Source organism: Streptomyces sp. NPDC002324, assembly GCF_053593335.1.
The window spans coordinates 32,841-56,969 of sequence record NZ_JBSFCF010000043.1 but is presented as its reverse complement, the minus strand read 5'-3'; the positions used below and the strand labels follow the sequence as shown (position 1 = coordinate 56,969).

22 protein-coding genes are annotated in these 24,129 nt (G+C 72.3%); 17 read left to right on the top strand and 5 right to left on the bottom strand.

Features of this window, described 5'->3' with window-relative positions; genetic code table 11:
* Positions 1-91: 91 nt before the first annotated feature.
* The gene (locus tag ACWCRJ_RS37310) at positions 92-2,089 is read left to right on the top strand and encodes a hypothetical protein (protein WP_450943448.1); all 1,998 of its coding nucleotides are present in this window, start codon (positions 92-94) and stop codon (positions 2,087-2,089) included.
* A gap of 89 nt (positions 2,090-2,178) precedes the next feature.
* On the opposite strand, the gene ACWCRJ_RS37305 is transcribed toward ACWCRJ_RS37310, so the two are convergent.
* Both ACWCRJ_RS37305 and ACWCRJ_RS37300 read right to left on the bottom strand, forming a co-directional pair.
* Positions 2,179-3,834 (bottom strand): PH domain-containing protein, encoded by a 1,656-nt coding sequence (locus ACWCRJ_RS37305; RefSeq protein ID WP_450943447.1) that lies wholly within the window; start codon positions 3,832-3,834, stop codon positions 2,179-2,181.
* Between the two features lie 230 nt (positions 3,835-4,064).
* Entirely contained in the window at positions 4,065-4,571 is a 507-nt protein-coding gene (locus ACWCRJ_RS37300) for a PH domain-containing protein (protein WP_450943446.1), read from the bottom strand.
* 31 nt (positions 4,572-4,602) lie between these two features.
* Between ACWCRJ_RS37300 and ACWCRJ_RS37295 the strand changes: the two genes are divergently transcribed.
* Entirely contained in the window at positions 4,603-5,763 is a 1,161-nt protein-coding gene (locus ACWCRJ_RS37295; RefSeq protein ID WP_450943445.1) for an NADH-quinone oxidoreductase subunit D, read from the top strand.
* 54 nt (positions 5,764-5,817) lie between these two features.
* On the opposite strand, the gene ACWCRJ_RS37290 is transcribed toward ACWCRJ_RS37295, so the two are convergent.
* Positions 5,818-6,861 carry an SAM-dependent methyltransferase gene (locus tag ACWCRJ_RS37290; protein WP_450943444.1) on the bottom strand — a complete coding sequence of 348 codons (1,044 nt, stop codon included), beginning with the start codon at positions 6,859-6,861 and terminating at the stop codon, positions 5,818-5,820.
* Between the two features lie 118 nt (positions 6,862-6,979).
* On the opposite strand from ACWCRJ_RS37290, the gene ACWCRJ_RS37285 reads away from it, so the two are divergent.
* The 3 genes from ACWCRJ_RS37285 (at position 6,980) to ACWCRJ_RS37275 (ending at position 9,601) form a co-directional block, all read left to right on the top strand.
* Entirely contained in the window at positions 6,980-8,182 is a 1,203-nt protein-coding gene (locus tag ACWCRJ_RS37285) for a sensor histidine kinase (RefSeq protein ID WP_450943443.1), read from the top strand.
* Between the two features lie 95 nt (positions 8,183-8,277).
* Entirely contained in the window at positions 8,278-8,949 is a 672-nt protein-coding gene (locus ACWCRJ_RS37280) for a response regulator (protein WP_450943442.1), read from the top strand.
* Positions 8,950-8,968: 19 nt separating this feature from the next.
* The gene (locus ACWCRJ_RS37275; RefSeq protein WP_450943441.1) at positions 8,969-9,601 is read left to right on the top strand and encodes an AAA family ATPase; all 633 of its coding nucleotides are present in this window, start codon (positions 8,969-8,971) and stop codon (positions 9,599-9,601) included.
* Between the two features lie 67 nt (positions 9,602-9,668).
* Here the strand turns inward: ACWCRJ_RS37275 and ACWCRJ_RS37270 are convergent, their stop codons facing one another.
* Complete coding sequence (locus ACWCRJ_RS37270) at positions 9,669-10,859, bottom strand: threonine aldolase family protein (RefSeq protein WP_450943440.1); 1,191 nt, start codon at positions 10,857-10,859, stop codon at positions 9,669-9,671.
* Between the two features lie 208 nt (positions 10,860-11,067).
* Here ACWCRJ_RS37270 and ACWCRJ_RS37265 point away from each other — a divergent pair, with 208 nt between their 5' ends.
* From ACWCRJ_RS37265 to ACWCRJ_RS37220, 10 genes are all read left to right on the top strand, one after another.
* Positions 11,068-12,033: a Rossmann-like and DUF2520 domain-containing protein gene (locus ACWCRJ_RS37265; RefSeq protein ID WP_450943439.1), complete on the top strand. Its 966-nt coding sequence runs from the start codon at positions 11,068-11,070 to the stop codon at positions 12,031-12,033.
* A complete protein-coding gene (gene panC / locus ACWCRJ_RS37260; RefSeq protein WP_450943438.1) occupies positions 12,030-13,022 on the top strand; it encodes a pantoate--beta-alanine ligase in 993 nt (330 codons plus the stop codon). The genes ACWCRJ_RS37265 and panC overlap by 4 nt, the downstream gene beginning before the upstream one ends.
* A complete protein-coding gene (locus ACWCRJ_RS37255) occupies positions 13,019-14,734 on the top strand; it encodes an L-aspartate oxidase (protein ID WP_450943437.1) in 1,716 nt (571 codons plus the stop codon). Before panC ends, ACWCRJ_RS37255 begins: the two co-directional genes overlap by 4 nt.
* Before the next feature lie 5 nt (positions 14,735-14,739).
* Positions 14,740-15,726 (top strand): carboxylating nicotinate-nucleotide diphosphorylase, encoded by a 987-nt coding sequence (nadC, locus tag ACWCRJ_RS37250; RefSeq protein ID WP_450943436.1) that lies wholly within the window; start codon positions 14,740-14,742, stop codon positions 15,724-15,726.
* Positions 15,727-15,740: 14 nt separating this feature from the next.
* The gene (locus ACWCRJ_RS37245) at positions 15,741-16,538 is read left to right on the top strand and encodes a type III pantothenate kinase (protein ID WP_037702429.1); all 798 of its coding nucleotides are present in this window, start codon (positions 15,741-15,743) and stop codon (positions 16,536-16,538) included.
* A 294-nt stretch (positions 16,539-16,832) separates the two neighbouring features.
* Positions 16,833-17,519: a hypothetical protein gene (locus tag ACWCRJ_RS37240; protein ID WP_450943463.1), complete on the top strand. Its 687-nt coding sequence runs from the start codon at positions 16,833-16,835 to the stop codon at positions 17,517-17,519.
* A 19-nt stretch (positions 17,520-17,538) separates the two neighbouring features.
* Positions 17,539-17,730, top strand: a complete 192-nt coding sequence (locus ACWCRJ_RS37235; RefSeq protein ID WP_450943435.1) for a hypothetical protein — start codon at positions 17,539-17,541, stop codon at positions 17,728-17,730.
* Between the two features lie 107 nt (positions 17,731-17,837).
* Positions 17,838-18,323, top strand: a complete 486-nt coding sequence (locus ACWCRJ_RS37230) for a BlaI/MecI/CopY family transcriptional regulator (protein WP_450943434.1) — start codon at positions 17,838-17,840, stop codon at positions 18,321-18,323.
* A 9-nt stretch (positions 18,324-18,332) separates the two neighbouring features.
* Positions 18,333-18,866 (top strand): amino-acid N-acetyltransferase, encoded by a 534-nt coding sequence (locus ACWCRJ_RS37225; protein ID WP_005475760.1) that lies wholly within the window; start codon positions 18,333-18,335, stop codon positions 18,864-18,866.
* Between the two features lie 291 nt (positions 18,867-19,157).
* A complete protein-coding gene (locus ACWCRJ_RS37220; RefSeq protein WP_129799481.1) occupies positions 19,158-19,493 on the top strand; it encodes a histone-like nucleoid-structuring protein Lsr2 in 336 nt (111 codons plus the stop codon).
* On the opposite strand, the gene ACWCRJ_RS37215 is transcribed toward ACWCRJ_RS37220, so the two are convergent.
* Positions 19,472-20,128 carry an SCO3374 family protein gene (locus ACWCRJ_RS37215; protein WP_450943433.1) on the bottom strand — a complete coding sequence of 219 codons (657 nt, stop codon included), beginning with the start codon at positions 20,126-20,128 and terminating at the stop codon, positions 19,472-19,474. The genes ACWCRJ_RS37220 and ACWCRJ_RS37215 overlap by 22 nt on opposite strands.
* Before the next feature lie 441 nt (positions 20,129-20,569).
* On the opposite strand from ACWCRJ_RS37215, the gene ACWCRJ_RS37210 reads away from it, so the two are divergent.
* Both ACWCRJ_RS37210 and ACWCRJ_RS37205 read left to right on the top strand, forming a co-directional pair.
* Positions 20,570-23,095, top strand: coding sequence for an ATP-dependent Clp protease ATP-binding subunit (locus ACWCRJ_RS37210; protein ID WP_450943432.1), 2,526 nt, complete (start codon positions 20,570-20,572; stop codon positions 23,093-23,095).
* A gap of 353 nt (positions 23,096-23,448) precedes the next feature.
* On the top strand, positions 23,449-23,898 hold the full coding sequence (locus ACWCRJ_RS37205) for a hypothetical protein (RefSeq protein ID WP_450943431.1): 450 nt from the start codon (positions 23,449-23,451) through the stop codon (positions 23,896-23,898).
* Positions 23,899-24,129: the final 231 nt, after the last annotated feature.

The window sequence follows — 24,129 nt, the reverse complement described above, 5'->3', positions numbered from 1 at the left end:
GCCTGTGAGGGCTTGTGAGAGCTGAGAGAGGCGGCTGAGTTTTTACGGCCCGGGCCACCATCATTCGCCTACGCGCGGTAAGTTTCTGGCCATGCCACGTGGACGTCACCGCCATTCACCTCCTCTGCACAGGCTGCTGCCCCCCACGGCGATCGCAGGCGTCTCGCTCGTCTGCGCCCTCGGGCCCTGGGTGTTCTCCGAGCAGTCCGTGCTCCGGGTCACCGCAGCCGTCGCGGCGGCGACCGCGGCCGTGGGCGCGGCGGTCATGCGCCGTTGGGACGTCGAGGCGGGCAAACGCGTCGCCGACCTCACGCGCGCGCGGGCGAGCGACGAGTGGCGTCATGAGGAGCGCGTCGCCGAGCTGGAGACCGACCTCGACGAGTCGCGCGAGCTGCGCACCAAGCTGGAGCACAAACTCCGCGCCAAGCGCACCGAACTCGCGGGCCTACGCAACGAACACGCCGCGCTGCTGCGCCGCTACGCCACCGCCGAGACCGAGCGGGCCAGTGCCCTGGAGGGCCGCCGCCTGCTGGAGATCGAGGCGACCGTGCCGGAGGAGGCACGGGAGTTGCCGGCGGCCGGGGCGGACGAGGACGCGGGCAAGGACGACGAGGTGAGCGCGGCGTCCCAGGCCTCGCCGGTGCCGCCACAGGGGGTTCCGGCGGCGGGCGCGCCCTGGGCCTCGTGGGAGACGGCCTCCAAGGCCGCCGCGAAGGCCGCGGAAGCGGTGGAGGCGGCGAAGTCGGCGAAGTCGGTTGCCGCACCGGAGGGCGGGGCTGTGGCTGCCCCGGCCGGCGCGGGTGCGGGTGGTTCGGCGGTGGACGGGGACGCGGACGCCGACGAGGAGGACGCCGGGGAGGAGTTCGGGGGAGATCTCGGGGAGGACGCCGGGGAGGATTTCGCGGAGGACCTCGGGGACGAGGAGGCGAACTCCGCGGTGTTCTCACCGTCCGGGTCCGGGCTCTTCCTGCGTGCCAACTCGGCGCTGGACCGGATCATCACCCAGCGGGGCTCGGAGCAGGGCACGGCGGGAGACGAGGCCGAGACGGAGATCGGGGTCGACGGCGAAGCCGTGGCCGAGAGCACGGCCGTGTCGGAGACCGACGGCGAGATCGTGGCTGCGGTCGGGCCCGAGGCCGAGACTGAGACCGTCTCCGCCAACGCCACCAACCCCGTGTCCCTGTCCGAAGCCGAAGCCGAAGCCATCGACACCGGGGCCATCGACACCGAGGCCATCGACACCGGGGCCGAGCCCGACGCGCCCGCCGACGTGGAGGCCGGAGGCGCCGGTACCGAAGGCGAGAACGCCGCCGAGCCGGCGTACGAGCCCGAGCCTGAATTCGCTCCAGACGCAGACGCAGACGCAGACGCCGGCGCGGAAACCGCTTCCGCCGACGAACAGCCCGTCGAACAGCCCGTCGAACCGGTCGCGGCCGAGGCGTCCGTGGACCGATCCGCCCCCGCCGGGTCCGCCGACGCCGGGTCCGCCGAGGGGCAGGCGCCGAAGGGCCCCAAGGGGCCGCCTTCGCCCAAGGGTGATCCGGACGGACCGACCGATGGAGGTACTCGGCAGGGACGTTCCGCCGAGTCGGCGCAGGAGCCCGTTCCGGTGCTCACCGCCGAGGAGGACGACGCCGCGGGGAAGTCCGTGGCGGTCCGCGGACACGAGCGCGCGACCGCCGATCCCGTACCCGCTGTCTCCGCTCCGGCACGGTCGACGGGGGTGGGCGAGCTGACGCGGGTGGAGCCGTCGGGGCGTGCGCTGCCCGCGCTTCCGCCGGCCGGTCACTTCACGGTGCCCACCGCCGTGGCCGTCGTGCCGGCCGCGCCGTGGCGGCGGGCGTCCGTCGAAGGCGGGTTCGACTTCTTCGGTACCCAGAAGGGCGCGGACGCCCTGGAGGCGGTGCAGAACGAAGACCTCGCCGACGTGGTCGGCCAGGAGGCCCTCGCGCTCCACAAGGCCGAGTCCGAGGCCCGGTTCAAGCAGGCCGACGAGGCGTCCCGCGGTGTCGGCCAGGTCATCGACCTCACGGCCCACGACGAGACGGAGCAGATCGACATCCAGGGCCTGCGCACAGCGGCGTCCTAGTCACCAGTCACCAGTCACCAGCCATCGACAACCGGGCGCCCGACCTCGACGGTCGGGCGCCCCACGCATCTACCGCCCGGGCCCCGGCGTCACGCCATCCACCGGTCCGGCAGAGCCTCCCGCCGCCCTGTGCGGGATCGTTCCGCCTGGGCCCGCAGCAGCTCCGCTGCCTCGCCGGCGTCCCGTAGTCGCGCGGTAACGGTCTTGTTGGCGCCGGTGTCGACATGGACGTCGGCGAGCCTCTTGTACCGCTGCCAGGGCCCCTGCGCCAGCCGTACGCTCTGCACCTTCGCGTGCGGTACGAGGTCGAGCCGGCGCCGCAGCAGTCCGTGCCGCGCCGCGAACACCGAGCCGTCGACGGCGAGTCCGTACCCCCGCCACCAGAACGGCAGGCACCACCGGGCGCGGCCGGGCGGCCGTACGAGCGCCGCCGCGTCCGGCACGGCCACCCCGGGCAGCACGTGCGCGATCACGGCCTCGGCCACCTCGCGCGGCGCGACCGGCACGAGGACGGAGTTCGAGGAACCGGCCACGTCCAGCTCGACCCGGACCCATCCGCGCCGCCGCCACAGCAGCGGCTCGACGATGCGTACGGTCTGCACCCGGCCGGGCGGGACCGTCTCGTGGGCCCGGTCGAGGAGTCCGTGGTCGATGCGGAGCCCGTCGGGGGAGTCGCCGACCGTCCAGTCGTACTCCCCGACGAACCGTCCCACGCTGCTCGCCCCGGCCGCGCCGAGCAGCGGCAGCGCGGTCGCGAGGACGGTCCACACGCTCTCCGTGGCGAACCACAGCACGGACGGCACGACGACCGCGGCCACCAGGGCTCCCCAGGTGGCGCCGGTCAGGACGAGGGACATGGCCAGCACCCCCGCCGGGACCTTGAGCAGCTGCCGTACGGGAGCCTCGCCGACCTCGCGCGCGGTCTCCGGCGCGAAACCGGCGGCGCGGGCGAGGAGTTCGGCCCGCAGCGCGCCGGCGTGCGCCTCGCCGAGGTAGGCCAGCTCGTCCTTCTTGTCGGCGCCGACGACGTCCAGTTTGAGCTTGGCGACGCCCGCTATCCGGGCCAGCAGCGGGCGGGTGACGTCGATGGCCTGAATGCGTTCGAGGCGGATGTGGGCCGTGCGGCGGAACAACAGGCCGGTACGGATGCGCAGTTCGCTGTCGGTCACCGCGAAGTGGGTGAACCACCAGGTCAGGAAGCCGTACAGGGCGGCGGCCGGGATGAACACGGCGAGCGCGATCAGCAGCGTCGAGGTGTCGAGCCGCATCAGGTTCCGCTGCGCCCCGTCCGGATCGTGCACCGCCCAGCCGATCAGCACCGCGACCGGCGCCCAGGCCCGGCGCAGCGGCGTCACCGGATGCAGCCGATGCTCGACGACCACCGCCCCACCCACGTCACCACCACCGCTCACCACCACGGCCGCATCGATGCCCCCGGCCCTCGCGCCCGCCACCTCACCGGGCTCGCCCCGGCCTCCGGCAGTGCCGTCGCCGGCGCTCCCGGCCGGTGGTGCCGCGCGCCGGTCAGCGGCCTGTTCCGTCGCCGCCGCGGCCGCACCGGCGGTGTCGGCGCCTGCCTTCGGGTCCTCACCGGCGGCCTCGACCTTCGCCTCCGCCGTCCTGCCCGTCTCGTCGTCGGCCCTCGCGGCCTCGCCAGGTCCGTCTTGAGTTCCCGCGGCCTCGCCAGGTCCGTCCTGGGTTCCCGCGGCCTCGCCCGGTCCGTCCGTGTCCGTGGTCCGTGGCATCCCGCCGTGTCGTTCAGCGGCCCCGGGCCTCGCCTCCGCCCTCTCGCCCGGCCCGAAGGCGCCGGTGCCTTCGGCCCCCGCCCCCGCCACCTCGCCGGCATCCTCCGCCCTCGCCACCCCGCCCCGCCCGTCAGCGCCCCCGGCCGCCCCGCTGCGTTCGTCAGTGGCCTCCGCCGTGTCCACCTTCCGCTCCGCCCGTGCCGTGTCGTCCGCGTCCTGTGCCGGCACCGTCACAGCCCTGCCGATCGGGCCTCGCCCAGTTGGGTCAGGTGGTCGCGGAGGCGTTCGGCCTCGGCCGGGTCGAGGCCCGGGATGCGGGCGTCCGAGGCGGCCGCGGCCGTGTGGAGCTGGACGCTCGCCAGGCCGAAGTGCCGCTCCACGGGCCCGGAGGTCACCTCGACCAGCTGCATGCGCCCGTACGGCACCACGGTCTCCTCACGCCAGAGCACGCCCCGGCTGATCAGCAGGTCGTCGGCCCGTTCGGCGTACCGCCAGGACCGCCAGTTGCGGCCCAGCACCGGCCAGCCCCACAGCAGCACGCCCAGCGGCAGCAGCGCGAACGCCGCCCAGGGCGGGCCCGCCAGCCAGCCCGGCAGCACGGCCGTGGCGATCGTGAGCGGCACCAGCCACACCACCAGCAACAGCCGCCTCATCCGCAGCAGCCCGCGCGGCAGTCCCGTCCAGACCGGTTCGGCCTCCGCGCGTCCGGCGCCGTCCTCCAAGGTCCCCGTCTCCATTTCGCAAGCGTACGTACGACAGACTGTGTCCATGACTCCCCCGACGGAGACCCGAGAGACGACGGTCGGTATCGGCGGTGCCGCCGAGAGCACGGACATGGTGCTCAACATCGGCCCGCAGCACCCGTCCACCCACGGAGTGCTGCGGCTGCGGCTCGTCCTCGACGGCGAGCGGATCCAGCACGCCGAGCCGGTCATCGGCTACATGCACCGGGGCGCGGAGAAGCTGTTCGAGGCGCGCGACTACCGCCAGATCATCATGCTCGCCAACCGCCACGACTGGCTCTCCGCCTTCTCCAACGAACTCGGCGTCGTCCTCGGAGTCGAACGCATGCTCGGCATGGAGGTCCCCGAGCGCGCGGTCTGGATGCGCACGCTCCTCGCCGAGCTGAACCGGGTCCTGAACCATCTGATGTTCCTCGGGTCCTACCCGCTGGAGCTGGGCGGCATCACCCCGGTCTTCTACGCGTTCCGGGAGCGCGAGGAGCTCCAGAACGTGATGGAGGAGATCTCCGGCGGGCGCATGCACTACATGTTCAACCGCGTCGGCGGCCTCAAGGAGGACCTTCCGGCGGGCTGGACCGCCCGCGCGCGTACGGCGGTCGCGGACGTCCGCTCCCGGATGGGCGTCTTCGACGACCTGGTCCTCGGCAACGAGATCTTCCGGGGCCGTACCCGCGACGTGGGCGTCCTGTCCCCGGAGGCCGTGCACGCGTACGGCGTCAGCGGCCCGATCGCACGGGCCTCCGGTGTCGACCTCGACCTGCGGCGCGACGAGCCGTACCTGGCGTACGGCGAACTCCAGGACGTCCTGAAGGTCGTCACCCGGGAGGAGGGCGACTGTCTCGCCCGCTTCGAGTGCCTCCTGGAGCAGACCCACAACGCCCTCGCCCTCGCCGACGCCTGCCTCGACCGGCTCGCCGACCTGCCGCCGGGCCCGATCAACCAGCGCCTGCCGAAGGTCCTCAAGGCCCCCGAGGGCCACACCTACGCGTGGACCGAGAACCCCCTCGGCATCAACGGCTACTACCTCGTCAGCAAGGGCGAGAAGACCCCGTACCGCCTCAAGCTGCGCTCCGCCTCGTACAACAACATCCAGGCGCTCACCGAACTGCTGCCGGGCACCCTGGTGGCCGACATGGTGGCGATCCTGGGGTCGCTGTTCTTCGTGGTCGGGGACATCGACAAGTAGGACGGACCGGCAGGCGGGCAGGAGGGCAGGCGGGCAGGCGGGCAGGCGGGCGGATCAGCCGACCTGGTCGCGACGGAGAGGGTCCGCGATGCCGACCGACTGCACCAGCCAGCCGAAGTCGCCCAGTCCGCCGTGCGCGGTCAGCTCGGCGGCCTCACCCGCGCCCGCGAGGGCCCGTACGTACGCGGCCGGATCGGTGGTCGCGAGGGAGAGCGGCGGGCGCCCGGCGGTGACCCCGAGGCCGCGCAGGGCCTCCCGCTGGGTGAGCAGGCGGGCCCCCGGCAGCGCGCACGCGTCCAGCGCCACGTGCGCGGTGAGGTCGCACGACCCGTCCGGGACCGGCGCGGTCTCCCGCCCCTCCCGGAACCCCGTGAGCGTGCCGAAGGGCGGCCGGGAGCCGGCCAGGTGCGCGTAGTCGACGGCGACGGCCAGCCCCCGCCCGACACCCGCCACGGCGGCGGCCCACGCCCGGTCCCTCGGCAGCCCGACCTCCGCCCGCAGCCCCTCCTCCGGCTCCAGCGGCCACCACCGGTCCAGCCACCGCGCAGCCTCCCCGCCCACGGGCTGCCCGAGCAGCTCGCTCCCGTCCTCCCCCACGAGCACCAGCCGGGCCGTGCCGGCCGCGTCCACCTCGACCACGTCCACGGGCACGTTGTCCAGCCACTCGTTGGCGAACAGCAGCCCGGTGATCCCCGCCGGCGGCCGCGCGAGCCACTCGATGCGATGATCGAGACCGTGTGGCCGCCCGGCCAGTTCCACGGCGTACGCGCGCGTGCGGGACGCCACCTCTGCGGGCAGCGCGGCCAGCACCCCGCCCACCAGCTCCCCCCGCCCGGCTCCCATGTCCACGAACCCCAGCTCGCCGGGGCGCCCCAGCGCCTCGTCCACCCGGCACAGCAGTCGCGCCACGGCGGCGGCGTAGAGCGGGGAGGCGTGCACGGAGGTCCGGAAGTGCCCGGCGGGCCCTTCCGGACGCCGGTAGAAGCCGCGGGGCCCGTACAGGGCCTGCTCGGCCGCGGCGCGCCAACCGCGCCAGGGCCCCGCCCCTTCCGGGGCGCGGGGCCGTGACGTGTCCGGTCGCGCGGGACGATCGCTCATCACGTCAGGCTAAGCGGAACGGGTAACACGGCCTCCACCTTGGGGAGTACGTGCCCCGGTCACGGATCGGTCCTCCGGTTGACCCTTGCACACCGCCCCCTTCCCTACGCTGGGTTACGTGCAGCGCCTCTATGACTTCCTCCGCCGGCACCCGACATGGGTCGACAGCTTCTGGGCCGTCGTCCTGCTCGGGATGAGCCTGGCGAGCGGACCGATCGATCCGGTCTACGCGAACGACGCGAACGGGCCCGCGTTCGCGGTGATCACGTGCGCGCTCTGCCTCTCGATCGCCCTGCGACGCCGCATGCCCGAGAAGATGCTCGTGCTGGCCGCCGCGGCGGGTATCGCACAGCTGATCGTCGGGGTGCCGAGAATCCCGGCCGACTTCGCGATGCTCGTGGTCATCTACACGGTCGCGGCGGACGGCGCGCGCTGGGCCTCCTGGTTCGCCCTGGGCGGCGGCCTCTGCGCGGCGTCCCTGGCGCAGCTGCGCTGGACCGAGCAGCAGACGAGCACGCTGGGGAACGCGGTGCTCGCGGTGGTCCTGACCGTGCCGTTCGCCCTGGCCTGGGTGCTCGGCGACTCCCTGCGCACCCGACGCGCGTACTTCGCGCAGCTGGAGGAGCGTGCCGCCCGGCTGGAGAAGGAACGCGAGGCCCAGGCCAAGGTCGCGGTCGCCGCCGAGCGCGCCCGGATCGCCCGCGAACTGCACGACGTCGTCGCGCACAACGTCTCCGTCATGGTCGTGCAGGCCGACGGCGCCGCATACGTCATCGACGCGGCCCCCGACCAGGCGAAGAAGGCCCTGGAGACCATCTCCTCCACCGGCCGCCAGGCCCTCGCCGAGATGCGCCGCCTGCTCGGCGTGCTGCGCACCGGCGAGCACAAGGAGGTCGGCGAGTACGTCCCGCAGCCCGACGTGGAGCAGATCGACGACCTGGTCGAGCAGTGCCGGGTGGCCGGTCTGCCCGTCGACTTCAAGATCGAGGGCACCCCGCGCCCGCTGCCCAGCGGGGTGGAGCTGACGGCGTACCGCATCGTCCAGGAGGCCCTCACCAACACCCGCAAGCACGGTGGCCCGAACACCGGCGCGAGTGTCCGGCTGGTCTACTTCGACGACGGCCTCGGGCTGCTCGTCGAGGACGACGGCAAGGGAGCGCCCCACGAGCTGTACGAGGAGGGCGGCGCCGACGGACAGGGGCACGGCCTCATCGGGATGCGTGAGCGCGTCGGTATGGTCGGCGGCACGCTGGACGCGGGCCCCCGCCCCGGCGGCGGCTTCCGGATCAGCGCCCTGCTGCCCCTGAAGCCCGCACACTGACCCGGCCGTGCCACCCGCCGACACCGGTGACCCGCACGCCCGCTGACGCACCCCCGCTCCTTCAGACCCCTTGTAGAGACACGGAAGAGGACCCGATGGCGATCCGCGTGATGCTCGTCGACGACCAGGTGCTGCTGCGCACCGGTTTCCGGATGGTGCTGGCGGCCCAGCCGGACATGGAGGTCGTGGCGGAGGCGGGCGACGGCGTCGAGGCCCTGCAGGTCGTCCGGGCGACCGAGGTGGACGTCGTCCTGATGGACGTCCGCATGCCGAAGCTGGACGGCGTCGAGGCCACCCGCCGCATCTGCGCCGAGCCGAACCCGCCGAAGGTGCTCATCCTGACCACCTTCGACCTCGACGAGTACGCCTTCTCCGGGCTGAAGGCCGGGGCCTCCGGCTTCATGCTCAAGGACGTGCCGCCCGGCGAGCTGCTCGCCGCGATCCGTGCCGTGCACAGCGGCGACGCGGTCGTCGCCCCCTCCACCACGCGGCGCCTGCTCGACCGGTTCGCCCCGATGCTGCCGAGCACCGGCTCGGAACCCCGGCACAAGGAGCTGGAGCGGCTCACCGAGCGCGAACGCGAGGTCATGATCCTCGTCGCCCAGGGGCTGTCCAACGGCGAGATCGCCGCCCGCCTCGTCCTGTCCGAGGCCACGGTCAAGACCCACGTCGGCCGCATCCTCACCAAGCTCGGCCTCCGCGACCGCGTCCAGGTGGTCGTCCTGGCCTACGAGACGGGGCTGGTACGAGCGGGCGGCCAGGGCTGACCGGCGCCGGGGCACGCTCGTGCTGCTGTGGATCAACGGCCCGTTCGGGGGCGGGAAGACCCAGACCGCGTACGAGATCGGGCGACGGCTGCCGGGCAGCGTGATCTGCGATCCCGAGCACGTCGGCTTCGGTCTCCACCGGATGCTGCCGCCCGAACTGCGGGCGGACTTCAGGGAGCTGGCCGCCTGGCGGCAGGGCGTGGTCGAGGTCCTGGACCTCGCCCTCACCCGGCGCGGCGGCGTGGTGATCGCCCCCATGACGGTCACCGACCCCGCCCACTTCACGGAAACCGTCGGCCGCCTGCGCGAACTCGGCCACGATGTCCGCCACTTCACGCTCCTCGCCCGGCGGGGCACCGTGCTGAAGCGGCTCCGGGAACGCGGTTTCGGGCACCTCCTGGGGTACGTCGCCGGGAAGGACGCCCGGCTGCGCAGGGAGAGTTGGGCGGTCGGACGGCTCGACCACTGCCTGGAGCGGCTGCGGGAACCGGAGTTCGCCGAGCACCTGTGGACCGACCACATGACCGTCCCGGAGGTCGCCGACCGCATCGCCGCCTCGGCCGGCCTCCGGCTCACGCCGAACCACGACAGCGCCCTGCGGACCCGGCTGCGACAGGCGGCGATCGGCGCACGGCACATCCGGTTCGACTGACGGTCCCGGTACCGACGAGTCCCGGTACCGACGAGTCCCGGTACCGACGAGTTCCGGTGACGCCGGGCTACTCGCCCGAGACCTTCCCCACCAGCGCCACGAAGTCCGCCACGGCCCTGCTCACGTCCGCCGCCGTCCACTCCAGGGCGGCGGAGCGCACCTCGATCTCGGTGACCGCCAGTCCCGGCCCGCCCTGGTCCCAGGGCCGGGCGAAGAGCAGCGCGCCCGTCTGCTCGCCCTGCCGGACGGCGGCCTCCGCGACGACGTCGACCTCGTACGGCAGCCAGACCTGGAATTCGTTGGTATGGGGCTCCTCGGGGTGCACACGGGCCCAGGGCACGCCCGCCGCCGCGAACCCCTCGCGCAGCGCGGCGGCGACCACGCGCGCGTGACGGACGTACTCCGGCAGCCGGGGCAGCTCGCGCTCCAGGCCTACGAGAGCCGACAGCGCGGTGGGGAACTGCTGGAAGACCTGTCCGCCGTACCGGTGCCGCCAGGCCTTCGCCTCGTCGACCAGGGTCCGGGGGCCGGCGATCGCGGCACCGCCGTAGGCGCCGAGGGACTTGTAGTACGACACGTAGACGCTGTCGGCGAGGGCCGCGATCTCGTCCACCGGGCGGCCGAAGTGGGTCGCGGACTCCCACAGGCGGGCCCCGTCCAAGTGGACCACCGCGTCCCGTTCGCGGGCCGCCTCGGTGACCTCCTCCAGCTCCTCCCAGGAGGGGAGCACGAAACCGGCCTCCCTGAGCGGGAGTTCGAGCATCAGCGCCCCGAAGGGCTCGTCGAGACCGCGTACGTCGTCGGCGGTCGGCAGCCGTGACTCGCTCGTCAGCCGTACCGGGCGCAACCCGCTGACCTGGCTGAACGCATGCCGCTCGTACATCTCGGGGTGGGCGAGCCCGTGCAGGGCGACGGCCGGGTTCCCGGTGCGGGCCGCCCAGCAGCGCAGCGCCACCTGCTGGGCCATCGTGCCGGTCGGGAAGAACGCGGCGGCCTCCATGCCGAGCAGCGCGGCGGTCCGCCTCTCCAGGGCCTCGACGACCCCGTTGCCGTACATGTCCGCCGTCTCGTCCAGGTCGTACACGTCACCGGCGGTGTCCAGCAGAGCGAGCCGCTCCCGGAGCGTGGCCAGCGCACTCGTCCGCGACAGCACCCGCTCGGCCGCCCGATGGGCGGCCTGCCGCCGCTTGTACCGCTGCGCGGCCGGGGACTCCTCGGCGGCCGCCTCCTGCCCTGTGGTGTCCGCCGTATCGCTCATCCCGGGATCATCCCCCGGGCCCGGCCGCCGCGGCACCCGTTTTTCACGCCGCTTCCCGCGCATCCGGACCCTCGGGCGTGACCTGCGGAAACGGCCGGCGGCCACCCACAGCCTGTGGACAACCGAACGCCTCTCGAACCAATCGCGTTAACATGACGAGAAATCGTCCGGTACCCAGAGCGGACTGGAACGGGAAGGCCACCACCGCGTGAGTACATTCGAGCAACCAGAGCCGAAGCACCGCCCCGCGCGGCTCGCCGTCGGGGTGGTCGGCGCCGGCCGCGTCGGTCCCGCGCTGGCGGCGTCGCTCCAGTTGGCGGGGCACCGTCCGGTGGCCGTCTCCGGCGTCTCCGACGCCTCCCGGCGCCGCGCGGCCGAACTGCTGCCCGACGTCCCGCTGATGCCCCCCGCCGACGTGCTGCGCCACGCGGACCTGGTACTGCTGACCGTCCCCGACGACGCCCTGCCGGGGCTGGTCGAGGGCCTCGCCGAGACCGGCTCCGTACGCCCCGGGCAGCTCCTCGTGCACACCTCCGGCCGGTACGGCGCGAAGGTCCTGGACCCCGCCCTCAGGGCCGGCGCACTGCCACTGGCCCTGCACCCCGCGATGACGTTCACGGGGACCGCGGTGGACGTGCAGCGGCTCGCGGGGTGCTCCTTCGGGGTCACGGCCCCGGACGAGCTGCGGATGGCCGCCGAGGCGCTGGTGATCGAGATGGGCGGCGAGCCCGAGTGGATCGCCGAGGAGAGCCGCCCGCTCTACCACGCGGCCCTCGCCCTGGGCGCCAACCACCTGGTCACCCTGGTCGCCCAGTCCATGGAGCTGCTGCGCACGGCCGGTGTCACCGCCCCCGACCGCATGCTCGGCCCCCTGCTCGGCGCCGCCCTGGACAACGCGCTCAGGTCGGGCGACGCGGCGCTCACCGGCCCCGTCGCGCGCGGGGACGCCGGCACGGTCGCCGCGCACGTCGCCGAGCTGCGCGCGCACGCCCCGGCCACCGTCGCCGGGTATCTGGCGATGGCCCGCGCGACCGCCGACCGCGCCCTCGCCCACGGCCTGCTCAAGCCGGAACTGGCCGAGGACCTCCTCGGCGTGCTCGCGGGCACGACGGAAGGCACCGCCGGAGCGGGTGGCACCGACGGGACCGACGGGACCGAAGGGGAGACCCGATGACCACCACCGTGCTGCGCACCGCCGCCGAACTGCACGCACGCGCGCGTGCGGGACGCCGGGCCGTCGTGATGACCATGGGCGCCCTGCACGAGGGCCACGCCACCCTGATCCGCACCGCGCGCGAGTTGGCGGGCGGCACGGGCGAGGTCGTCGTGACGGTCTTCGTGAACCCCCTCCAGTTCGGCGCCGGCGAGGACCTCGACCGCTATCCGCGCACCCTGGACGCCGACGTCGAGCTCGCCGAGGCCGCGGGCGCCGACGTGGTGTTCGCCCCGGCCGTGGACGAGGTCTACCCGGGCGGCGAACCCCAGGTCCGGATCACCGCGGGTCCCATGGGGGAGCGCCTGGAGGGCGCCGCCCGCCCCGGCCACTTCGACGGCATGCTCACCGTCGTCGCCAAGCTGCTGCACCTCACCCGCCCCGACGTGGCGCTCTACGGCCAGAAGGACGCCCAGCAGCTCGCCCTGATCCGCCGCATGGTCCGCGACCTGAACTTCGGCATGGACATCGTGGGCGTGCCGACCGTCCGGGAGGACGACGGCCTGGCCCTGTCCAGCCGCAACCGGTATCTGTCCACCGAGGAGCGCCGCACCGCCCTCGCGCTCTCCCAGGCGCTGTTCGCGGGCCGTGACCGGCACGCCGCGCAGGAGGCGCTGCGTGCGCGGGCCCGCGAGGTGCCCGCCACGCGCGCGCGTGCCGAGGCGCTGAGCGCGATCGGCGAGTCCCGCGCGGCCGCCGACGCGCACGCCATGGCCAAGTCCACCCCCGGCGGCCCGGCCGCCGTCCGCGCCGCCGCGCGCCTGGTCCTCGACGAGGCCCTGCGCATGAAGCCGCCGCTCGCCCTGGACTACCTGGCCCTGGTCGACCCGTCCGACTTCACCGACATCCCCGACGACTTCACCGGCGAGGCCGTCCTCGCCGTCGCGGCCCGGGTGGGGACGACCCGGCTGATCGACAACATCCCCCTGACCTTCGGAGCCGCCTCGTGACCAGCACAGGCATACGACTGCACGCGCCGGCCCCGGGCTGGTCCGTCGACGCCGACGTCGTGGTCGTCGGCTCGGGCGTCGCCGGCCTCACCGCCGCGCTGCGCTGCGAGGCCGCCGGCCTCAGCACGGTCGTCGTCACCAAGGCCCGCCTCGACGACGGCTCCACCCGCTGGGCCCAGGGCGGCATCGCCGCCGCCCTCGGCGAGGGCGACACCCCCGAACAGCACCAGGACGACACCCTGGTGGCCGGCGCGGGCCTGTGCGACGAGGAGGCGGTACGGCTCCTCGTCACCGAGGGCCCCGACGCCGTACGCCGCCTGATCGCGACCGGCGCCCACTTCGACGAGTCGGAGGAGGGCGGACTGGAGCTGACCCGCGAGGGCGGCCACCACCGCCGGCGCATCGCCCACGCGGGCGGCGACGCGACCGGCGCCGAGATCTCCCGGGCACTCGTCGAGGCGGTCCGCGCGCGGGGACTGCGCACGGTCGAGAACGCGCTCGTCCTGGACCTCCTGCTGGACGCGGACGGCCGCACCGCCGGTGTCACCCTGCACGTCATGGGCGAGGGCCAGCACGACGGCGTGGGAGCCGTGCACGCCCCGGCGGTCGTCCTCGCGACGGGCGGCATGGGCCAGGTCTTCTCGGCGACGACCAACCCGTCGGTGTCCACCGGCGACGGCGTCGCGCTCGCGCTCCGGGCCGGCGCCGAGGTCTCCGACCTCGAATTCGTCCAGTTCCACCCGACCGTGCTCTTCCTGGGCGCGGACGCGGAGGGCCAGCAGCCCCTCGTCTCCGAGGCGGTACGCGGCGAGGGCGCCCACCTGGTCGACGCCGACGGCGTCCGCTTCATGCTCGGCCAGCACGAGCTGGCCGAACTGGCGCCCCGCGACATCGTCGCCAAGGGCATCATGCGCCGCATGCAGGAGCAGGGCGCCGAACACATGTACCTCGACGCCCGGCACTTCGGCGCCGCCATGTGGGAGCACCGCTTCCCGACGATCCTGGCCGCCTGCCGCGCCCACGGACTCGACCCCGTCACCGAGCCCATCCCGGTCGCCCCGGCCGCCCACTACGCCTCCGGCGGGGTGCGCACCGACTCCCACGGCCGCACCACCGTCCCCGGCCTCTACGCCTGCGGCGAGGTCGCCTGCACCGGCGTCCACGGCGCCAACCGGCTCGCCTCGAACTCCCTCCTGGAGGGCCTGGTCTACGCCGAGCGCATCGTCGCCGACATCGCCGCAGCCCACGCCGACGACGACCTCCACGCGCGCGTGCCCCAGCCCGTCCCGTACGCCGAGAAGCCCGCGCACCCGCTGCTCGAACCGGAGATCCGCTTCGCGATCCAGCGGACCATGACCGAGGGCGCCGGCGTCCTGCGCTCCGCGACCTCCCTCGCGACCGCCGCGGCGGCCCTGGACCGGCTGCACGCGCAGGCCCGCGACACCCTCGCCGAGAACGGCAAGACGGCCGAGCCCGGCGTCGACACCTGGGAGACCACCAACCTCCTGTGCGTGGCCCGCGTCCTGGTCGCCGCCGCCCGGCTGCGCGAGGAGACCCGCGGCTGCCACTGGCGCGAGGACCGCGCCGAGCGCGACGACGCCGCCTGGCGCCGCCACATCGTCGTACGGCTGAATCCGGACCGGACCCTCGCCGTACACACCACCGATACCGCAGACTTCCCCCCGACCCGGCCGCATCACCAGGAGCAGTGACAGACGTGAGCACCCCCGAACTTCCCCTCGCCTCCGGCGGCGGCTGCGGCGACGGCTGCGCCTGTGGCGCCGCCGACGGGTCGGCCGAAGAGGAGTACCTGGAGTGCGGGCTCGACCCCGCGCTCGCCCAGCTCCTGGCCGACGCCGGGCTCGACCCCGTGGAGGTCGAGGACATCGCCAACGTCGCGATCCAGGAGGACCTCGACCACGGTGTGGACGTCACCACGGTCGCGACCATCCCCGAGGACGCCCGCGCCACCGCCGACTTCACCGCCCGCGAGGGCGGCGTCGTGGCGGGCCTCAGGATCGCCGAGGCGGTCCTCTCGGTGGCCTGCACGGACGAGTTCGAGGTCGAGCGGCACGTCGACGACGGCGACCGCGTCGAGGCCGGCCAGAAGCTGCTCAGCGTCACCGGCGCCACCCGCGACCTCCTCACCGCCGAGCGCAGCGCGCTGAACCTGCTGTGCCGCCTCTCCGGCATCGCCACCGCCACGCGCGCGTGGGCGGACACCCTGGAGGGCACGAAGGCGAAGGTGCGCGACACCCGCAAGACGACGCCGGGGCTGCGCTCCCTGGAGAAGTTCGCGGTCCGCTGCGGCGGCGGGGTCAACCACCGCATGTCCCTCTCGGACGCGGCCCTCGTCAAGGACAACCACGTGGTCGCCGCCGGCGGTGTCGCCCAGGCCTTCGAGGCCGTGCGCGCGATGTTCCCCGAGGTGCCCATCGAGGTCGAGGTCGACACCCTCCACCAGTTGCGCGAGGTCATCGACGCGGGCGCCGACCTGATCCTCCTCGACAACTTCACGCCGATCGAGTGCGAGGAGGCCGTGGCGCTCGTCGACGGCCGCGCCCTGCTGGAGGCCTCGGGCCGCCTGACCCTCACCAACGCGAAGGCGTACGCGGACACCGGCGTCGACTTCCTGGCCGTCGGAGCCCTGACCCACTCGGCCCCGATCCTGGACATCGGCCTCGACCTGCGCGCGGCCGAGTAGGGCGGGGACGGGTCATGCTGCTGACGATCGACGTGGGCAACACCCACACCGTCCTCGGTCTGTTCGACGGCGAGGACATCGTCGAACACTGGCGCATCTCCACCGACGCGCGCCGCACCGCCGACGAACTGGCGGTCCTCCTCCAGGGCCTCATGGGCATGCACCCGCTCCTCGGCGAGGAACTGGGCGACGGCATCGACGGCATCGCCATCTGCGCCACCGTCCCGTCCGTCCTGCACGAGCTGCGCGAGGTGACCCGCCGCTACTACGGCGACGTCCCCGCCGTCCTCGTCGAGCCGGGGGTCAAGACGGGCGTCCCGATCCTCACGGACAACCCCAAGGAGGTCGGCGCCGACCGCATCATCAACGCCGTCGCCGCCGTCGAGCTGTACGGCGGCCCGGCCGTCGTCGTCGACTTCGGTACGGCGACGACGTTCGACGCGGTCAGCGCGCGCGGGGAGTACGTCGGCGGTGTCATCGCCCCCGGCATCGAGATCTCCGTCGAGGCGCTCGGCGTCAAGGGCGCCCAGCTCCGCAAGATCGAGGTGGCCCGGCCGCGCAGTGTGATCGGCAAGAACACGGTCGAGGCGATGCAGTCCGGGATCGTCTACGGGTTCGCCGGCCAGGTCGACGGGGTGGTGAGCCGGATGGTCCGTGAGCTGGCCGACGATCCCGAGGACGTGACGGTCATCGCGACGGGTGGGCTCGCGCCGATGGTGCTCGGCGAGTCGTCCGTCATCGACGAACACGAGCCGTGGCTGACGCTGATCGGGTTGCGGCTGGTCTACGAACGGAACGTGTCGCGTCTCTGAGGGGCGCGGTCCGGGGTGGGGGCGTGGTGCGTCGGCGGGTGCGGGTGAGTGGGGGCTGGTCGCGCAGTTCCCCGCGGGCCTGAAAAGCAGGGGCTGTGCCCCCAGCTTTCAGGCCCGCGGGGCCGCGCGAGAAGCCCCACCGGACCCGCACCACCCCCCACCCCCTACCCCCCACCGCGCCCCCGGTCCGCCCAGGCGGGTGGTCCCCCGCGCCACACGCCCCCATCCACCCTCTTTTGTCTGATTAGCGCGTATCGTCGCCGCATGCCCACGCCCCACGGAACCCGCGGCGGCATGGCGTTCGGCGCCGAGGAGCTTCGCGTGCTCCGCCGTGCCCTCGCCCTCGCCCTCAACCCCAGCCCCGCCTCGGCGCAGGAGGTGCAGGACTGCCTCCGGCTCGCCGAGTCCGTCGACGAGGCGACCCGCGAGGAAGCCCGTCTGAGGGCCTTCCTGCTGGCCGACCTCGCCCGCTACCGGGCCGCCCTCCCCGGCACGGTCACGGGCTACGCGGCCCTCCTCACACAGGCCCTGGACACCGGGTACCACCCCGACCCGGACGATCTCGCCGCCCTGCGCGCGCTGCGCGGCAACCCCACCGCCGCGACCCTCCTGGAGCGCTGCCGCCGGCTCGCCGAACAGGACGTGCGCGCCCGCTTCGCGGGGCACGCGGCACCGTCGGCGGTGGTCGTCCCCGCCTCCCGCTCCGGCTCCGGCCGCTCCCGGCTCCGGCTCACCGCCCTGCCCGGCGGTCTGCCGCCATCCGGCACGCGCGCGTACGGCGCCGCCGGGGAACCCGCCGAGCCCAAGCCCGCCCGGCCGTCCCGTCCCGCCCAGCCCGCCGAGAAGCCGGGCCCCGTGCCCCGCCCGGACGCCCCGAGCCCGGCCCGCCGCCCCGTCCCCACCCCCGGCGAGGTCTTCCCGCCCAAGCGCAAACCGGCCGCCCCGCCCGCGAGCCCGCCCCAACAGCTGGCCGCCGTCTAGCCCTGGCTACCCTGGGCCCATGGACTACGTCTCCGCGCTGCTGCCCCCCTTCGTGATGGCCGTGCTGTTCATCGCCCTCATCAGGGTGATCGTGAAGACCCAGGGCGGCCCCAACAAGGCCAAGGAGGACGCGGCGGTCGACGCGGCCCTCGCCCGCGCGGAGAACGCCCGCCAGGCCGACGCCCCCGGCCCCAAGGGCACCGGCGCCTGACGCGACGCCTCCTCGGCGTACGACTCGTGTGTTTTTCGAGTCGTACGCCCTTTTTGTTCTGTCTGTTGGGGTCTCTTCGGATATTGTGCGGAACTGTGCCTCGCCCCTTGGGAGAACTCGAAGACGCGGTCATGACGCGGGTGTGGAAGTGGAACCGCCCGGTGACCGTTCGGGAAGTCCTGGAAGACCTCCAGAAGGAACGGTCCATCGCGTACACCACGGTGATGACCGTTCTGGACAATCTCCATCAGAAGGGCTGGGTGCGCCGGGAGGCGGAGGGCCGGGCCTATCGATATGAGGCGGTCTCCACACGCGCCGCCTACGCGGCCGCACTGATGAACGAAGCCTGGTCGCAGAGCGACAACCCCGCGGCGGCCCTCGTCGCCTTCTTCGGGATGATGAGCGAGGAACAGCGGCAGGCGCTCACCGACGCCGTACGCATCGTGCAGGGCCCCGACGCCGTCAAACCCGAACCGGTCGCCGCCGCCGCCCCGGTCGTCGAAACCCCTGCTGAAACCGCCGGCGAATCCGCCGAATCGTCCGGTGAAACGCAGGGGACCCCCGGCGAATCCCCGGATCTCCCCGGGCGATAGCGTCCGCTCATGCCAGCATCGCGTCCCGAAGTCACCTCAAAAGCCATCACCGTCCGGCGGGCTCGGACCAGCGATGTCCCGCACGTGCGCCGCCTCCTCGACGCGTACGTCCAGTCCAGCATCCTGCTGGACAAAGCGACGGTCACGCTTTACGAGGACCTTCAGGAGTTCTGGGTCGCGGAACGGGACGACAACGCCGAGGTCGTCGGCTGCGGCGCGCTGCACGTGATGTGGGAAGACCTCGCGGAAGTCCGCACTCTCGCGGTGCACCCGGAAGCCAAGGGCCTCGGCGTCGGCCACCAGTTGCTGGAGAAGTTGCTCCACACCGCTCGCTGGCTGGGTGTTCGCCGGGTTTTCTGTCTGACCTTCGAAGTCGAGTTCTTCGCGAAGCACGGCTTCGTGGAGATCGGCGAGACTCCGGTGGACACCGATGTCTACGCCGAGCTGCTGCGTTCCTATGACGAGGGCGTCGCGGAGTTCCTCGGTCTCGAACGGGTGAAACCGAACACCTTGGGCAACAGCCGGATGCTTCTGCATCTGTGATCGTCGGCCGATCCGGAAGGAAGGCCGGGCTTCATCGGGAACCTCGACTCCTATTCAACAGGGGTTCGCCTTGCGCGGGTGCCCTATGTCCGAAACGCGCATGTTTCCGGTCTTCCCGGGGCTGCCCGCCCTCTCCGTGGTCTCTCCCCGGTCTCTCCCAGGGGTTTGTGTTTTTCCTGGAAAAGCGGTTTGCTTTCCGACGTACTGCAGTACTGCATATAACAGGGGACGCGAAACAGCGGCGCACGCCGCAGGCCCTCGACCCTGAAGTTACCGATGAAAGGAAATCCGGTGGCACAGAAGGTTCAGGTCCTTCTTGTCGACGACCTCGACGGCGGCGAGGCGGACGAGACCGTGACGTTCGCGCTGGACGGCAAGACCTACGAGATCGACCTCACGACCGCCAACGCGGACAAGCTTCGCGGCCTTCTCGACCCCTACGTCAAGGGTGGTCGGCGTACCGGAGGCCGTGCTTCGGGCGGACGCGGCAAGGCCCGTGCGGCCGCCGGCGGCAGCCAGGACACCGCGGCCATCCGCGCCTGGGCGAAGGAGAACGGCTACGAGGTCAACGACCGCGGTCGCGTCCCCGCCTCCATCCGCGAGGCCTACGAGAAGGCCAACGGCTGAGATTGCGACGGCCCGGCGCTCGCGCGCCGCAGCCGGACGCGGTGGCAGTGCGTCGCCACCGTGTCCAGCACTCGCACGAGGTCGGGGGCACCCCCACCGCCCCCCAACGCCGACATGCTCGGCAGCGAGGGTTCCACCTCGCATCCCGGCTCGGGGGGCCGCAACCACTCGGCGGCCCCCTGTGAACCGGCCTCCCCGCGCCCGCCCACCCGCCTTCCGGCCCCGCCCGGAGGTGCCGGCGCCGCCAGTCGACCGCCCGTTCCGACGGCAGTGAGGTCCAGGTCGAGGCCGCCCCAGTCCAGCCACTCCAGCAGGCCCGGCAGCTCCTCCGCGCAGCCCGCCGCGACCAGCAGCAGCATCCGCCCGCCGCGCAGCGCCACTGGTGAGCCCGGACCCGGCACCGGGCCCAGATGCCTGAGCGCCGCGCCCCCCGCTTCCGCCGGCACGTCGAGCACATCGAAGCGCAGGCCCGTAATGAGGTGTACGGGCGCCCCGGGCACGGTCGCCCAGCCGAGCTCGTTCTCGTACCACTGCCGCACCGCGTCGCAGGCGACGTCACCCGGAACATCGCGCGCGACGGCACCCGGGACGCCGCTCGGGTCGAGCGGTCGGCGGGGAAGGGGGACGATGGTCATGTCAGGAGCAACCGTGCGAAGAAGCCCGGAGTTACGCTGGGTGTCGACTCGGATGCGAGGAGTACCGGGAAAGGGGGCGTTCAGCGATGGGTGACGACGCAAGGATGTTCGCCCGTAGCGGAGGGAACCGGTGCATCCGGCATGGAGTGTCAGTCCCTACGGGTAAGACATCCCTAGTGGGAGGGGGCGACACGCAGAAAAGGCCGTCTCACGTTCGCCATCGGCGTACTGATGGTGGGGGTAACTGCCTGGCCTGCGGGAACATCGTCTCGCACCATCGGGTTGGAGCAGATGTCGGCGTTCGGGGTCAGGAGGCTGTGTTGGTTCTCGGTCCGGTGTCGGCAGTTGGAATGAGCGGTCCCCGCTTGCGGGACTAAGCTGCGGAAGGACAGCGAGGGGAGCGTCCCCTCACTGCCTGACCGCTCTGAGGAGCGATTAACGATGTTCGAGAGGTTCACCGACCGCGCGCGGCGGGTTGTCGTCCTGGCTCAGGAAGAAGCCCGGATGCTCAACCACAACTACATCGGCACCGAGCACATCCTCCTGGGCCTGATCCACGAGGGTGAGGGTGTCGCCGCTAAGGCCCTGGAGAGCCTCGGGATTTCGCTCGAGGCGGTCCGCCAGCAGGTGGAGGAGATCATCGGGCAGGGGCAGCAGGCCCCGTCCGGGCACATCCCCTTCACCCCCCGTGCCAAGAAGGTCCTGGAGCTGTCGCTCCGCGAGGCCCTTCAGCTGGGCCACAACTACATCGGCACGGAGCACATCCTGCTCGGCCTGATCCGTGAGGGCGAGGGCGTCGCCGCCCAGGTCCTGGTCAAGCTGGGCGCAGATCTCAACCGGGTGCGGCAGCAGGTCATCCAGCTGCTCTCCGGTTACCAGGGCAAGGAGACCGCCACCGCCGGCGGCCCCGCCGAGGGCACCCCCTCGACGTCCCTGGTCCTCGACCAGTTCGGCCGGAACCTCACTCAGGCCGCTCGTGAGTCCAAGCTCGACCCGGTCATCGGGCGCGAGAAGGAGATCGAGCGGGTCATGCAGGTGCTGTCCCGCCGCACCAAGAACAACCCGGTCCTGATCGGTGAGCCCGGCGTCGGCAAGACCGCCGTCGTCGAAGGCCTCGCGCAGGCCATCGTCAAGGGCGAGGTGCCCGAGACCCTCAAGGACAAGCACCTCTACACCCTCGACCTCGGCGCGCTGGTCGCCGGCTCCCGCTACCGCGGTGACTTCGAGGAGCGCCTGAAGAAGGTCCTCAAGGAGATCCGCACCCGCGGCGACATCATCCTGTTCATCGACGAGCTGCACACGCTGGTCGGTGCGGGTGCCGCCGAGGGCGCCATCGACGCCGCTTCGATCCTGAAGCCGATGCTGGCCCGCGGTGAGCTGCAGACCATCGGTGCCACCACGCTGGACGAGTACCGCAAGCACCTGGAGAAGGACGCGGCCCTGGAGCGCCGCTTCCAGCCCATCCAGGTCGCCGAGCCCTCGCTCCCGCACACCATCGAGATCCTCAAGGGCCTCCGTGACCGGTACGAGGCGCACCACCGCGTCTCGATCACGGACGAGGCCCTGGTGCAGGCGGCGACGCTCGCCGACCGGTACATCTCGGACCGCTTCCTCCCCGACAAGGCGATCGACCTGATCGACGAGGCCGGATCGAGGATGCGCATCCGCCGGATGACCGCGCCCCCGGACCTCCGCGAGTTCGACGAGAAGATCGCCGGCGTCCGCCGCGACAAGGAGTCCGCGATCGACTCGCAGGACTTCGAGAAGGCCGCCTCCCTGCGCGACAAGGAGAAGCAGCTCCTGGCCGCCAAGGCCAAGCGGGAGAAGGAGTGGAAGGCCGGCGACATGGACGTCGTCGCCGAGGTCGACGGCGAGCTGATCGCCGAGGTCCTCGCGACCGCCACCGGCATCCCGGTCTTCAAGCTGACCGAGGAGGAGTCCTCGCGTCTGCTGCGCATGGAGGACGAGCTCCACAAGCGGGTCATCGGCCAGGTCGACGCCGTCAAGGCGCTGTCGAAGGCGATCCGTCGTACGCGCGCCGGTCTGAAGGACCCGAAGCGTCCCGGTGGTTCGTTCATCTTCGCCGGCCCGTCCGGTGTCGGTAAGACCGAGCTGTCCAAGGCGCTCGCCGAGTTCCTCTTCGGTGACGAGGACGCCCTGATCTCCCTCGACATGTCGGAGTTCAGCGAGAAGCACACGGTCTCCCGTCTCTTCGGTTCGCCCCCCGGCTACGTGGGCTACGAAGAGGGCGGCCAGCTGACCGAGAAGGTCCGCCGCAAGCCGTTCTCCGTCGTCCTCTTCGACGAGGTCGAGAAGGCCCACCCGGACATCTTCAACTCGCTGCTGCAGATCCTGGAGGACGGTCGCCTGACCGACTCCCAGGGCCGGGTCGTGGACTTCAAGAACACGGTCATCATCATGACGACCAACCTCGGCACCCGGGACATCTCCAAGGGCTTCAACCTGGGCTTCGCGGCCTCGGGCGACAAGAAGACCAACTACGAGCGCATGAAGAACAAGGTCTCGGACGAGCTGAAGCAGCACTTCCGGCCCGAGTTCCTCAACCGCGTCGACGACGTCGTCGTCTTCCCGCAGCTGACGCAGGAGGACATCCTCAAGATCGTCGACCTGATGATCGGCAAGGTCGACGAGCGCCTCAAGGACCGGGACATGGGCATCGAGCTCTCCCAGGCCGCCAAGGAGCTGCTGTCCAAGAAGGGTTACGACCCCGTCCTGGGCGCCCGGCCGCTGCGCCGGACCATCCAGCGCGAGGTCGAGGACACCCTCTCCGAGAAGATCCTCTTCGGCGAGCTGCGCCCCGGCCACATCGTGGTCGTGGACACCGAGGGCGAGGGCGAGACGGCCACCTTCACCTTCCGGGGTGAGGAGAAGGCAGCGCTGCCGGACGTCCCGCCGATCGAGCAGGCGGCCGGCGGTGCGGGCCCGAACCTGAGCAAGGACGCGTAACCGCTGCGCTCGGCCTGAGCGCGCGAAGGGGCTGCCCCGGGACTTCGGTCCTGGGGCAGCCCCTTTTCGTATGCGGGAGTTCATACCGCTCGACCACAACAGCACGGTCCGGGTCCTTCGAAGGGTGGGCGGGCCGGGAAGGAGTTCCGGGATTCCGGAGAGGTCTTCCGCGCCCGTGACGCGTTGAGCGCGAGACTGGTGATGTGCGGCGGTACCGGCCCCACCGCCCAGCCCGTGGCGTTCCGGTGCAGGCGCAATTCCTCCAGAGCCGGTAGTCGGGCGATCTCTTCGAAGTGGTCCGGAGTGAGTCTTTCGGGGAGCTTGGCGAGGCTCAGCCGCTTCACCGAGCGCATATGACGCAGTCCGCGCAGCCCGGTGAACCGCAGCGCGTCCCCGGTGAATCGCGGGTACTCCAGCGGCGGGTTCCGTGGAAGCGCCTCATCGACGGATTCCGCGCGGAGCGGGACAGCGGTGCCGAGTGCTCGCGGAGTGGGCGAGGCTCCTGGTGGATGAAGGGCGCCCGGTCTTTCCAGCGCCGGGAGGGAGTTCACGGCGAGCCGGGTGAGCGGGAGTTCGTGGAGCGGAGTCAGGTCGTGCACGTAAGGAGTGCCGCCGCTGATGTCCAGGTGATTGAGCGTGTCCTGCTCGGCCGGGAAATCGAGATTCCTGAGGACACGGTTGTCGCGTACGACGATTTTCTCGACCTGGCCCGGATGGAGAGCGGAACGGATGTCGGCGGATTCGATGTCGCCGACGATCTGGATCCTGCGGCGAATCCCCGGGCGACGCGCGCCCTGAGCTGAGTTGTGCCTGCCTGGCAGCCGTCACCGACGGCCGATGTACGAGGGCCGTTCTCCCGGGGCCGGCGACCCCGCGCAGTTTCTGATCAGCGGTGTCACCGTGCTCGATGCGGGTTTCGAGTGATGCGGGTCGCGTTGGCGGGGTCACATTTCGCGGCTTTCCGATTCCGGGGTCGGTGACATGGCGCACTCGGGGTTCGGTCGGTACTACGCGGAATAGTGGATGGCGCCCAT

What these genes read in the sequence shown, in the direction of transcription:
- ACWCRJ_RS37310 (WP_450943448.1), top strand. Translation starts at nt 92, where the DNA reads ATGCCACGTGGACGTCACCGCCATTCACCTCCTCTGCACAGGCTGCTG.
- ACWCRJ_RS37305 (WP_450943447.1), bottom strand. Translation starts at nt 3,834, where the DNA reads ATGCCACGGACCACGGACACGGACGGACCGGGCGAGGCCGCGGGAACC.
- ACWCRJ_RS37300 (WP_450943446.1), bottom strand. Translation starts at nt 4,571, where the DNA reads ATGGAGACGGGGACCTTGGAGGACGGCGCCGGACGCGCGGAGGCCGAA.
- ACWCRJ_RS37295 (WP_450943445.1), top strand. Translation starts at nt 4,603, where the DNA reads ATGACTCCCCCGACGGAGACCCGAGAGACGACGGTCGGTATCGGCGGT.
- ACWCRJ_RS37290 (WP_450943444.1), bottom strand. Translation starts at nt 6,861, where the DNA reads ATGAGCGATCGTCCCGCGCGACCGGACACGTCACGGCCCCGCGCCCCG.
- ACWCRJ_RS37280 (WP_450943442.1), top strand. Translation starts at nt 8,278, where the DNA reads ATGGCGATCCGCGTGATGCTCGTCGACGACCAGGTGCTGCTGCGCACC.
- ACWCRJ_RS37270 (WP_450943440.1), bottom strand. Translation starts at nt 10,859, where the DNA reads ATGAGCGATACGGCGGACACCACAGGGCAGGAGGCGGCCGCCGAGGAG.
- panC (WP_450943438.1), top strand. Translation starts at nt 12,030, where the DNA reads ATGACCACCACCGTGCTGCGCACCGCCGCCGAACTGCACGCACGCGCG.
- ACWCRJ_RS37245 (WP_037702429.1), top strand. Translation starts at nt 15,741, where the DNA reads ATGCTGCTGACGATCGACGTGGGCAACACCCACACCGTCCTCGGTCTG.
- ACWCRJ_RS37240 (WP_450943463.1), top strand. Translation starts at nt 16,833, where the DNA reads ATGGCGTTCGGCGCCGAGGAGCTTCGCGTGCTCCGCCGTGCCCTCGCC.
- ACWCRJ_RS37235 (WP_450943435.1), top strand. Translation starts at nt 17,539, where the DNA reads ATGGACTACGTCTCCGCGCTGCTGCCCCCCTTCGTGATGGCCGTGCTG.
- ACWCRJ_RS37225 (WP_005475760.1), top strand. Translation starts at nt 18,333, where the DNA reads ATGCCAGCATCGCGTCCCGAAGTCACCTCAAAAGCCATCACCGTCCGG.
- ACWCRJ_RS37215 (WP_450943433.1), bottom strand. Translation starts at nt 20,128, where the DNA reads ATGACCATCGTCCCCCTTCCCCGCCGACCGCTCGACCCGAGCGGCGTC.
- ACWCRJ_RS37210 (WP_450943432.1), top strand. Translation starts at nt 20,570, where the DNA reads ATGTTCGAGAGGTTCACCGACCGCGCGCGGCGGGTTGTCGTCCTGGCT.
- ACWCRJ_RS37205 (WP_450943431.1), top strand. Translation starts at nt 23,449, where the DNA reads ATGACGCAGTCCGCGCAGCCCGGTGAACCGCAGCGCGTCCCCGGTGAA.